The sequence below is a fragment of the Pseudomonas sp. Pseusp49 genome, assembly GCF_059491875.1.
This window is the reverse complement of record NZ_CP168514.1, coordinates 4,199,623-4,210,649: the sequence shown is the minus strand read 5'-3', so window position 1 is coordinate 4,210,649 and position 11,027 is coordinate 4,199,623. Positions and strand designations below refer to the sequence as shown.

Below are 11,027 nucleotides of genomic sequence, written 5' to 3'. Positions count from 1 at the left end.
GTGTTTGGCCCAACAACACCAGTGTAGGAGCCGTCTCGCTCCTGCAGTCAGCGGTGGCCGGAGATGCATTTTCGTTCAATGACCGTCGACAAGACGCGGCAACCCCAAGGGATTGCCCTCGCGCAATACCTCCGGCAGCAGCTCATCCGGAAACCCCTGGTAAGCCACCGGGCGCAGGAAGCGCTCGATGGCGGTCATGCCCACCGAGGTGAAGCGACTGTCCGAGGTGGCTGGAAACGGCCCGCCATGCACGGTGGCAAAACACACTTCCTGTGGATGAGCGAAGGCGTTGACCACGATGCGCCCGGTGCGTCGTTCCAGGGTTGGCAGCAGGCGACGGGCCAGTGGCAAGTCGTCCTGTTCAAGGTGCAGGGTCGCGCTGAGTTGCCCCTTGACGGCGCGCGCTACCCGTAACAGCTCCGCTTCATTCCGGACCTTCACCAGCAGCGCGGACGGGCCGAATACCTCCTGGGACAGCGCCGGCTCGGCAAGAAAATGTTCGCCGTCGACTTCGAACAGCGCCGAACGGCCATCGACTTCAGCGGTGGCGGTCGAGCCCAGGGCGACGAGGCGGGCGCCGGCGTTTTCCAGGGTGCGCAGCCCGTTCAGATAGGCCCCATGGATGCCCGGTGTCAGCATCGTGCGCGCCGGTGCTGCGCTCACGCGTTGGCTCATGGCGTGGCGCAGTGCTGCAAACCCAGCGCCCTCGACGGCCAGCAGGATCGCCGGCTTGAGGCAGGCTTGCCCGACGTTGACCAGCATGCGCTCGACAAAGCCATCGCCAATCGCCGCGCCGCGTTCGGCGAGAGCCCGGGGCAGGATGAAGGTCGGGTTGACGCTGGTCATTTCGGCGAAGACCGGAATCGGCTCGGGACGCAATTGCGCACGCCGATACAGCGCCATGCCACCCAGTTCGGAACCGGTGAAGGTCACGGCCTTGATCAGCGGATGATCGACCAGCGCTTCGCCGATGGCATTGCCGTCGCCACGCACCATGGAGAACACGCCTTCGGGCAATCCGCAGTCTTGCACTGCCTGGCGGATCGCCCGGGCCTGGATTTCCGAGGCGCCCGGATGCGCGTTGTGCGCCTTGAGAATGACGGTCGATCCCGCCGCCAGCGCCGACGCGGTATCGCCACCGGCCACCGAATAGGCGATGGGGAAGTTGCTCGCACCGAAAATCGCCACCGGGCCGATGGCGATTTTTTGCAGGCGATGATCCATGCGCGGACGAGGCTGGCGCTCGGGCTGCGCCGGGTCGATGGCCAGTTGCAGGAAACGCCCCTTGCGCACCACATCGGCGAACTGGCGGAACTGGGTGGCCGCCTTGATTGCCTCGCCTTCGAGTTGCGCCTCGGGCACGCCGGTTTCCAGGGCGGCCCGTGCCGCCAGCGCCGTGCGAACGCGGTCGAGGTTGTCGGCGATGCGTTCGAGAAACGCCGCCCGCACGGCGAGCGAGGTATGGCTGTACACATCGAATGCTTCATCGGCCAGGGTCGCCGCCCGGTCGACATCAGCCACGCTACCCAATGCGAACGCCGGTTCAATCGGCTGGTTGGTCGCGGGATTGAGCGCCTTCAAGGTGCCTTCGCTGGCGCCGACATCACGGGCGCCGATCAGCAGGTTGCCGGTCAACTGCATCACGCACCTGCCTGTGCCAGTGCGGCAACCAGTTCATCGGTGGTCAGGATGGCGTGAGCGAAGGTCGGGCCGTTCAGTTCATGGGCCGAATGCATCATCTCCGGCTTGAAGGCCGCGGTCGCGTCCCGTACCAGAGTGACGTGATAGCCAAGTTCCTGAGCGTAACGGGCGGTGGCCTCTATGCAGGTGTTGGCCAGCAGGCCGACGATGATCACGTGGGTGATACCCTTTTGCTTGAGGCGAAAATCCAGGTCGGTATTGGCAAAGCCGCTGGAACCCCAATGTTCCTGAACGATGATGTCGCCGTCCTGCGGCGCGAAGTCGGGGTGCCATTCACCGCCCCATTCCCCGCGTGCGAAGTGGTGCATGTGCATGATCTTGCACTGGGTGGGGCTTGGGTGATCCCAGTTTTCGTAGTCGCCTTTTTCCCAGCGGTGGTGCGGTACGATGACCACCGGAATGCCGAGCCCGCGAACGGTGCGATCAAGCGTGCGCAGGTTGTCGAGCAGGCCGACGCCCTTGGCAATGGGCTCGATCAAGGGGTAGATCTTTCCGCCTTCCGACAGAAAATCGTTGTAGGGGTCGACCAGCAGGTAGGCCGTCCGATCAAGAGGGTAGGTGGCGTTGGACATGGCGGTGCTCCGCAAGATAATCCGTGGAAGATGAAGTGTAGTTGCCAGCAGTTCACGTAGATATGATAATCATAGTAACTAGGCAAGAGGCAATACCGCATGTCGGTGAAAGCAACCGTTTCTGAAACCCTGTGCCCGATTTCCCGGGCCGAAGCCGTCGTGGGCGACCGCTGGACGGTGCTGGTGCTGCGTGAGTTGTTCATGGGCAGTCATCGCTTCGATGAAATCCAGGCGCAGACCGGCGGTACGCCGCAAATGGTCGCGGCGCGCTTGAAGAGCATGGAGGCCGACGGGCTCCTGGAGCGACGTGCCTACAGCGAACGGCCCAAACGCTACGAATACCACCTCACGGAAAAGGGCGATGCGTTCTACACGGTGGTGCTGGCGCTGCGGGCCTGGGGCGAAACCTGGTGCAAATCGCCCGGGGAAGGTTTGGCGGTGGTCTATACCCACCGCAGTTGCGGCGAGCCTGCCGGACTCGGTCCGCTGTGCGCCCATTGCGGGCAGCCCTTGCGCCGCGCCGACCTGATCAGTGAACCGAGTGCCGCCTATGTCGCCGAACGCAGCGCCCGGCGCGAAGCGTTCAAGGCCTAGCGGCGGGTTTGTATCGGCAGGTATCCGCAACGCCCGCCGTTACCCGGGCATACAAAACCGGGGTTTCCAGACACCCTGGCGATACACGGCGGCCTTCAAATGCAATCACCGGCACCGTGTCATTTTCGGCGCGGCTGGCCAGGGTTCAACTGGAGGAAAGGCAATGTTGCGTATCAACACCCGTCACACCATCGGCAAGCTGGGCATTGCCCTGGCCGCTGCAGGGCTTGCGACTTTCGCGAGCTTCTCTCAAGCCCAGGAAACACAGGCGGCCCCGGCGATGAAAAGCTGGCAGCAGGGCCTGCATCGCACTGATCTGATACGCGAAGACCTGGGCGCCGCCGATCGCGAAGTCACTCAGGTGCTCGTGGACTTCGACCCGGGCGTGACATCACCCAAACACGCTCACCCTGGCGTAGAAGTGGCGCACGTGATCAGCGGTACCTTCGAGTATCAGTTGGAAGGGCGGGCACCGGTGACGCTCAAGGCCGGTGATTCGTTGTACATCCCCGAAGGCGTCGCCCATGTGGCGAAGAACGTGGGCCAGGACAAGGCCTCGGAACTGGCAACCTATATCGCCAGGAAAGGCCAGCCACTGCTGATCCTCAAGGAGTAGGTGAACTGTAGGAGCGAGCTTGCTCGCGATGGTCGTTAACGATAACGCGTGTTTTCTGGCTAAGCGCGGCGCTCTCTAGACCATCGCGAGCAAGCTCGCTCCTACAGAAGTTGCGGTGTTCAAGAAGCCTGGCCTGACCGGTATCAAAACGTCAGGCCAGGCTTTCTTGCGTCGGTCAAACCAGATTGATCTCGACGTCGATATTGCCGCGGGTCGCCTTGGAGTACGGGCAAGTCTGATGCGCCAGTTCCACCACGCTGCGTGCTATGGCCGGGTCCAGGCCCGGCAGGCTGACATTCAGGCGGGCCTGAAGGAAGAAAGCGTTTTCGGACTTGCCCAGATCGATTTCGGCATCCACCGCCACGTCGCTCGGCAACGCCACTTTCAGCGCGACGCACGCCTTGCCCATCGCCCCGATGAAACAGGCCGACCAACCCGCCGCCAGCAGTTGCTCGGGATTGGTGCCGGTGCCCGAACCTCCGGGAGGCGAAAGCTTGATGTCCAGGCGTCCATCGGAGCTGCGCGCCTGACCGTCGCGGCCGCCGGTGGTGTGGGTCTTGCCGGTGTACAGCACGGTATCGATTGCATTGATCATGGTGGTTTTTCCTGTCAGTGGGTCGCTGGAATGCTCGGAAAGCCTGCGCTTTCCGATGCGCCCCACTGTTTCATTTCCATGTACTGCCCATATGTCCTGAACCTGGGGGATGTGTATCGCCGTGTAAGGTGGCCGGGGGGACATACAGTTCGATACAAACCGCTGGAATGCGCGCGGCGCCGGAGTTTATTGACTGCAAACCTCCCACACACAACCGCGCAGCCAGCGATGGGCCGGGTCGGCGTCCATGCGCGGGTGCCACAGCATCGACACCGTGATCGGCGGCGTGGGGAAGGGCAACGCAAAGCAATGCATGCCCTGGCACAGGTTGCCGACGTGCCGCTGCGGCACGCTGGCGACCAGGTCTGAAGCCCGCGCCAATGCAATCGCGGATGAAAAACCGGCGACGAGGGTGATGATCTCCCGCTTCAGTCCCAACTCATTCAAGGCGTCGTCCATCACGCCTTTTTCGTGGCCTCGGCGTGAAACCAGGATGTGCCGGGCCTCGGCATAACGCACCGGTGTGACTTCACCTTGGGCCAGTGGATGACCCTCGCGCACCACGCCAATGAAGCGGTCGCGAAACAGCATCCGGGTCCGCACTTCCGGGCTGGTGGATTCGCCGATCACGCCGGTTTCCAGGTCCACCGAACCGTCGCGCAGCAGGGTGCTGTCCTTGTTCAGCTTCTGCACGAAATTCAGGCGGACACCGGGCGCCTCGCGGTGGATGCGGGCGATCAGCGGCGCGCCGAAATTTTCCACGAAGCCGTCGCTGGTGCGCAGGGTGAAGGTGCGTGCCAGCTGGTCGAGGTCAAGTGCCTCGGCGGGGCGCAGGACGGATTCGGCGTCCTGCACGAGCACGCCGACGCGCTCACGCAACTCCAGCGCCCGGGGTGTGGGAACCAGTCCGCGCCCGGCCCGCACCAGCAACGGATCGCCCGTGGTTTCGCGCAACCGCGCCAGCGCCCGGCTCATGGCCGACGGGCTCAGGCGCAAACGCTGTGCGGCCCGGGCCACGCTGCCTTCTTCGAGCAACACGTTCAGGGTGATCAGCAGATTCAGGTCTGGCATGGAATGGGTTCCTGTGGGAGCGGGCTTGCTCGCGAAGGGGCCATCAGCTTCAACATCAACGTTGGCTGACACACCGCTTTCGCGAGCAAGCCCGCTCCCACACTGGTTTGTGGGTAGGTGGCGTCTGGTGCATGTAATCAGTGCAAACGCAACGGATCGCCCGTGGTTTCGCGCAACCGTGCCAGCGCCCGGCTCATGGCCGACGGACTCAGGCGCAAACGCTGTGCGGCGCGGGCCACGCTGCCTTCTTCGAGCAACACGTTCAGGGTGATCAGCAGATTCAGGTCTGGCATGGAATGGGTTCCTGTGGGAGCAGGTCTGTGATGAGGGGGCTTGTGGTGAGGGGGCCAGTGTTGAGGGGCCTTGCCCCCGTTGGGTTGCGAAGCAGCCCCAAAATCTCTGATGCACCAAAGATCCTGTGAGTGCTACGCACTCAAACGGGGGCAAGCCCCCTCGCCACAGGTCCCTCACCACAGCCCCCTCTCCACAGGTCTCCTCACCACAGGTCTCCTCACCACAGGTCTGCTCCCACACTGGTTTGTGGGTAGGTGGCGTCTGGTGCATGTATTCAGTGCAAACGCTGCGTCTTCCGCCATGTTATGGCTGGGCTTAGGCTCGGGACAACCAATTTGCGGAGTCACGAGAAAATGAAGTCCATATCGATTCGGGGCGCGCTGGCCTGCCTGTCGCTGTCCATGCTGCTGTCATCCCTGGGCACGAGCATTGCCAACGTGGGTTTACCGACACTGGCCGCCGCGTTCTCGGCCTCTTTCCAGCAAGTGCAATGGGTGGTGCTCGCTTACCTGCTGGCGATCACGGCGCTGATCGTCAGTGTCGGGCGGCTCGGCGACATCATTGGCCGTCGGCGTTTGTTGTTGATCGGGATGGGTGTGTTTACCGCCGCTTCAGTCCTGTGCGCCGTCTCGTCCGGTCTCGGGTGGCTGATTGCCGCCCGGGCCCTGCAGGGCATCGGCGCGGCCATCATGATGGCGTTGACCATGGCGCTGGTGAGCGGGGCGGTGCCCAAGGCAAAACTGGGCAGTGCGATGGGCCTGCTCGGCACGATGTCGGCGATTGGTACCTCGCTCGGCCCGACCCTCGGCGGATTTCTGATTGCCAATTTCGGGTGGCCGGCGATTTTTCTGCTCAATGTGCCCTTGGGTGTTTTGGCGATGGGCCTCGCGCAGCGTTTTCTGCCGAAAGATGACCCCGAGAAAAGGGCGGATCGAGCGGGTTTCGACGTCCTCGGCACCCTGGTACTGGTCCTGACGCTGCTGGCCTATGCGCTGGCGATGACCCTCGGGCGTGGCAGTTTTGCGCCGCTGAACCTGGCACTGCTGCTGGTGGCCGTGGTGGGGTCGGGCGTGTTTGTGTTCGTCGAGTGCAGCGCCGAGTCGCCGCTGGTTCGACCGGCGATGTTCCGCAATGTGCAGCTGAGCGCAGGTTTCGCCATGAGCCTGCTGGTGACGACCGTGGTCATGGCCACCCTGGTGGTGGGGCCGTTTTATCTCACCGGCGCACTGGCACTGAATGCAGCGAGCGTTGGCCTGGTGATGTCGACGGGGCCGCTGGTCGCCGCACTGGTCGGGGTCCCGGCGGGTCGATGGGTCGACAGATTGGGCGCGCATCGATCCGGCACGCTCGGATTGCTGGCCATGCTGACCGGCGCTTGCCTCCTGCCCGTCGTGCCGACGGACTTCGGTGCGCTCGGCTACATCGTGCCCCTGGCGCTCATGACCGCCGGTTATGCGCTGTTCCAGGCGGCCAACAATACCGCCGTGCTGGCGGACATCGCGCCGCAAGAGCGCGGCGTGGTCTCCGGCTTGCTCGGGTTGTCGCGCAATCTGGGCCTGATCACCGGCGCTGGCGTGATGGGCGCCGTGTTCGCCTTCGGCACGGCCAGCCACGATATTTTGCAGGCGCCACCCGAGGCCATCGCGCAGGGGATGCGCTTGACGTTTGTGGTCGCGGCGGGGCTGATCTGCATCGCCCTGGCGATTGGCGCGGTCAGCAAAATCCGTTCACGTCGCCTGATCGCGTCGTGCTGAAAAACGGCGCGACTGTCGTGAAAACGACCTGTTTGCGCTGAACGCGAAGCCTTGTGAGTTTTCTGTTGAACGAGTGTTCAGTCTGGACTATGTTGAGGGCCACCTTCCCCCGGCTGGTTGCGGGCTTGCGTTTCTTCAATTCGAACGAGGCACTGGCATGCGGTTTTCACCCTTTGTAGAGCGGATCAGTGGCCAAGGCGTTGCCGCCTGGGATATTCACTACGCGGCCAACGCGGCACAGCGCAACGGCGAGGACGTGATCATCCTCAGCGTCGGCGACCCGGATTTTCCCACCCCGGATTTCATCACCGATGCCGCCATCCACGCCTTGCGCGAAGGGGATACCCACTACACCGAAATCGCCGGCCGCCAGGCCCTGCGCGAAGCCATCGCCGGCCGCTACAGCCGGTTGATCGACCGCGAACTGCAGGCCTCGAACATCATTCTCACCGCCGGTGCGCAGAACGCCTTGTTCGCCACCTCGATGTGCCTGCTCGGCGCCGGCGACGAAGTGATTGCCTTCGACCCGATGTACGTCACCTACGAAGCCACGCTCAAGGCGTCCGGCGCCACGCTGGTGCGGGTAACATGTGCGGCAGACTCGGGTTTCCGCCTCGATGCCGCCGTATTGGCCAAGGCCATCACCCCGCGCACCCGGGCGATTTTCTTCTCCAACCCGAACAACCCCACCGGGGTGGTGCTGGGTCGCGAAGAGCTGCAAGCCATCGCCGACCTCGCCATCGCCCATGACCTGTGGGTGGTGGTGGATGAGGTCTACGAAAGCCTCGCCTACGAGCGCGAACACCTGAGCCTGGCGGCGTTGCCGGGCATGGCCGAGCGCTGCGTGGTGATCGGCAGCCTGTCGAAATCCCATGCCATGACCGGTTGGCGCATCGGCTGGGTCGTGGCCAACGAAGCCCTGGTCAACCATGTCGAAACACTGGTGCTGAGCATGCTGTACGGCTTGCCCGGTTTCGTCATGGAAGCGGCGCTCAAGGCCGTGCAGTCCCACGACGAAGTCACCCACGGCATGCGCGAGATCTATCGCCGACGCCGCGATCTGGTGGTGTCCGGCCTGGCCGATTGCCCGGGCATCAGCGTGCTCAACCCGGATGCCGGCATGTTCGTGCTGGTGGACGTGCGCGGTACCGGCCTGACTTCGCTGGAATTCGCCTGGCGCCTGCTGCGTGAAGCCGGTGTCTCGGTACTGGATGCGGCGGCATTCGGTGAACCGGCCCAGGGTTTTGTACGGCTTTCGTTCACCCTCAGCGAAGAACGACTGGCCCAGGCCTGTCAGCGTATTCGCGGGTTTGTCCAGGTACTCAACGGTGAAGCGCCGAGGCCGGTGATCGGCACAGTGACCAGCACTGCCACCGTCGAACCGGCCGCGGCCAGGACCATGATCGAGGTCGATCGCCTGCACAAACGCTTCGGCAATATCGAAGTGCTCAAGGGCGTATCCCTGACCGCCCGGGAGGGCGAGGTGATCTCCCTGATCGGTGCCAGCGGCTCGGGCAAAAGTACCTTGCTGCGCTGCATCAACATGCTCGAAGTGCCGGACCAGGGGCGCATCCTGGTCGATGGCGAAAGCATTCACCTCAACCAGAATCGTCCCGGCGCACCGCTGGTGTCGGACGCCAAACAGCTTGTGCGCATCAGGTCCAGCCTGGGCATGGTGTTTCAGAACTTCAACCTCTGGCCCCATCGCACGGTGCTGGAAAACCTCATCGAAGCGCCGACTCAGGTCCTGCGTGAAAGCCGTGCGGAGGCCACCGAACGGGCCGAAGCCCTGCTCGAACGCGTCGGGCTTGCGGCCAAGCGCAACGAGTACCCGGCGTTTCTCTCCGGGGGACAGCAACAACGGGTGGCCATCGCCCGGGCCCTGGCCATGCGGCCCAAGGTCATGCTGTTCGATGAACCCACCTCGGCACTCGACCCGGAACTGGTCGGGGAAGTGCTGCGGGTGATCCGCTCCCTCGCCGAAGAAGGCCGGACCATGATCCTGGTGACTCATGAAATGGCTTTTGCACGCGATGTCTCTTCCAAAGTCGCCTTCCTGCATCAAGGGCTGATCGAGGAAACCGGTTCGCCGGACGAAGTGTTCGTACACCCACGCAGCGAGCGTTGCCGGCAATTCGTCAACGCTCATCAGACTCGCTAACTCATCATAAAAAGACGGGAAAACAACATGGGAAATCGACGTTTTGCAAACTGGTTGACGGGTGCAGCCTGCGTACTGCTGGCCGGCATGAGCGCGGCACAGGCACAGCCGATCCGTTTCGCGGTGGCCGCCGAACCCTATCCGCCGTACACCGAAAAGCAGGCCAACGGTGAGTGGAAGGGCTTTGAAGTCGACCTGATCCACAAGCTGTGCAGCGAAATGAAAGCCGATTGCGAGATCAAGGAAGTGGCGTGGGACGGCATCATTCCGTCGCTGCTGGCGAAGAAGATCGACGTGATCTTTTCCTCGATGTCGGTGACCGAAGAACGGGAAAAACAGATCGCCTTCAGCAAGGCCTACTACGATTCGGCGATTGCCGTCGTCGGCCCGAAAGAGACGTCGGTGAAGAAGTACCCGGATGACCTCAAGGGCAAGATCATCGGCGTGCAGAACTCGACCGTGAGCGCCAGCTACCTGAAGACCTACTACGAAAAAATCGCCGACGTTAAGTACTACGACACCCAGGACTCGGCCAACGCCGACCTGATTGCCGGGCGCATCGACCTGATGATGGCCGACGGCACTGCCATGGCTTCGTTCGTCAAGACCCCGGATGCCAAGGACCTGGCCTACCTCGGCACCGTGCCCTATGACCCGATCTTCGGCAAAGGCGTAGGCGCCGGCCTGCGCAAGGACGACACCGAACTCAAGGCCAAACTCGACAAGGCCATCCAGGAGTTGCTGGCGAGCAAGGACTACGACGAGCTGTCCCAGAGCTACTTCGGCACCAGCGTGAAGCCGGCGTTCTGATGAACTGAACGCAATCCCCTGTGGGAGCGGGCTTGCTCGCGAAAGCGGTCTGACATTCAACATTGATGTCGACTGACACACCGCTTTCGCGAGCAAGCCCGCTCCCACAAGGTCCGGTGTTGTTTTTACTGGAGGTTGATATGCCGGCAATGTTCGATCTGATCAATTTCACCGAGCAGGGATGGGGCAGTGCGCTGTTGAAGGGGCTCTGGATGACCCTGCAGATTTCCGCCGGGGCCTTTGTGCTCGGGCTGGCCATCGGGCTGGTGGTGGCGTGCCTCAAGCTCGGCGCGCCAAAGCCGATTGCAGCGCTGATGCGCGGCTACACCACCTTGTTCCGCGCGGTTCCCGAGTTGCTGCTGATTCTGTTGCTGTACTACGTCGGCTCCATGCTCCTCAACTCGCTGATGACCCGACTTGGCTACGGCGTGGTGAATGTCAGCGGCCCGCTGGCGGCCATCGTCGTGCTGGGACTGGTGCAGGGCGCCTACGCCTCGGAGATTTTCCGCGCGGCGATCCAGGCGATTCCCTTCGGCCAGATCGAAGCGGCCAAGGCGTTCGGCCTCAACGGTTTCGGGCTGTTCCGCCGGGTCACGCTGCCGATCATGGCGCCTTACGCCATGGCCGGGATGGCCAACCTGTGGATCAACCTGATCAAGGACAGCGCGCTGATCAGCGTGGTCGGCACCAACGAACTGCTGTACACCGCCAAGCAAGGCGCGGGGTCGACGCGCCACTATCTGTTGTTCTACCTCACGGCTGCCGCGCTGTACTACGCGGTGACCCTGGCGTCGAACTATCTTTCGGGACGGTTGGAGCGACGCATTCGTCGCTGGATGCCTCTTGTTGACTGAACCGG

The 11,027-nt window shown here is 63.0% G+C and carries 11 protein-coding genes; 6 read left to right on the top strand and 5 right to left on the bottom strand.

The annotated features are described in order from the left end of the window. Positions 1 to 75: 75 nt before the first annotated feature. Together ACEN83_RS18815 and ACEN83_RS18810 are read right to left on the bottom strand one after the other, a co-directional pair. A complete protein-coding gene (locus ACEN83_RS18815; RefSeq protein ID WP_495580890.1) occupies positions 76 to 1,641 on the bottom strand; it encodes an aldehyde dehydrogenase (NADP(+)) in 1,566 nt (521 codons plus the stop codon). Then, positions 1,641 to 2,273, bottom strand: a complete 633-nt coding sequence (locus tag ACEN83_RS18810; protein ID WP_495578040.1) for a cysteine hydrolase family protein — start codon at positions 2,271 to 2,273, stop codon at positions 1,641 to 1,643. The genes ACEN83_RS18815 and ACEN83_RS18810 overlap by 1 nt, the downstream gene beginning before the upstream one ends. Before the next feature lie 99 nt (positions 2,274 to 2,372). On the opposite strand from ACEN83_RS18810, the gene ACEN83_RS18805 reads away from it, so the two are divergent. Next, on the top strand, positions 2,373 to 2,867 hold the full coding sequence (locus ACEN83_RS18805; RefSeq protein ID WP_495578039.1) for a winged helix-turn-helix transcriptional regulator: 495 nt from the start codon (positions 2,373 to 2,375) through the stop codon (positions 2,865 to 2,867). A 163-nt stretch (positions 2,868 to 3,030) separates the two neighbouring features. Then, on the top strand, positions 3,031 to 3,483 hold the full coding sequence (locus ACEN83_RS18800) for a cupin domain-containing protein (protein WP_495578038.1): 453 nt from the start codon (positions 3,031 to 3,033) through the stop codon (positions 3,481 to 3,483). Between the two features lie 175 nt (positions 3,484 to 3,658). Here ACEN83_RS18800 and ACEN83_RS18795 read toward each other — a convergent pair whose 3' ends face one another. The 3 genes from ACEN83_RS18795 to ACEN83_RS18785 all read right to left on the bottom strand — a co-directional run bounded on the left by ACEN83_RS18795 (position 3,659) and on the right by ACEN83_RS18785 (position 5,442). Beyond that, positions 3,659 to 4,078: an organic hydroperoxide resistance protein gene (locus tag ACEN83_RS18795; RefSeq protein WP_495578037.1), complete on the bottom strand. Its 420-nt coding sequence runs from the start codon at positions 4,076 to 4,078 to the stop codon at positions 3,659 to 3,661. A 186-nt stretch (positions 4,079 to 4,264) separates the two neighbouring features. Beyond that, complete coding sequence (locus tag ACEN83_RS18790) at positions 4,265 to 5,149, bottom strand: LysR family transcriptional regulator (RefSeq protein ID WP_495578036.1); 885 nt, start codon at positions 5,147 to 5,149, stop codon at positions 4,265 to 4,267. A 137-nt stretch (positions 5,150 to 5,286) separates the two neighbouring features. Continuing rightward, positions 5,287 to 5,442: a LysR family transcriptional regulator gene (locus tag ACEN83_RS18785; protein ID WP_495578035.1), complete on the bottom strand. Its 156-nt coding sequence runs from the start codon at positions 5,440 to 5,442 to the stop codon at positions 5,287 to 5,289. A 354-nt stretch (positions 5,443 to 5,796) separates the two neighbouring features. On the opposite strand from ACEN83_RS18785, the gene ACEN83_RS18780 reads away from it, so the two are divergent. The 4 genes from ACEN83_RS18780 (at position 5,797) to ACEN83_RS18765 (ending at position 11,022) form a co-directional block, all read left to right on the top strand. After that, entirely contained in the window at positions 5,797 to 7,197 is a 1,401-nt protein-coding gene (locus ACEN83_RS18780) for an MFS transporter (RefSeq protein ID WP_495578034.1), read from the top strand. Positions 7,198 to 7,354: 157 nt separating this feature from the next. Then, complete coding sequence (locus ACEN83_RS18775; protein ID WP_495578033.1) at positions 7,355 to 9,358, top strand: aminotransferase class I/II-fold pyridoxal phosphate-dependent enzyme; 2,004 nt, start codon at positions 7,355 to 7,357, stop codon at positions 9,356 to 9,358. Positions 9,359 to 9,385: 27 nt separating this feature from the next. Further along, positions 9,386 to 10,168 (top strand): transporter substrate-binding domain-containing protein, encoded by a 783-nt coding sequence (locus ACEN83_RS18770; protein WP_007977783.1) that lies wholly within the window; start codon positions 9,386 to 9,388, stop codon positions 10,166 to 10,168. A 140-nt stretch (positions 10,169 to 10,308) separates the two neighbouring features. Next, positions 10,309 to 11,022, top strand: coding sequence for an ABC transporter permease (locus ACEN83_RS18765; RefSeq protein ID WP_007981895.1), 714 nt, complete (start codon positions 10,309 to 10,311; stop codon positions 11,020 to 11,022). Positions 11,023 to 11,027 lie beyond the last annotated feature (5 nt).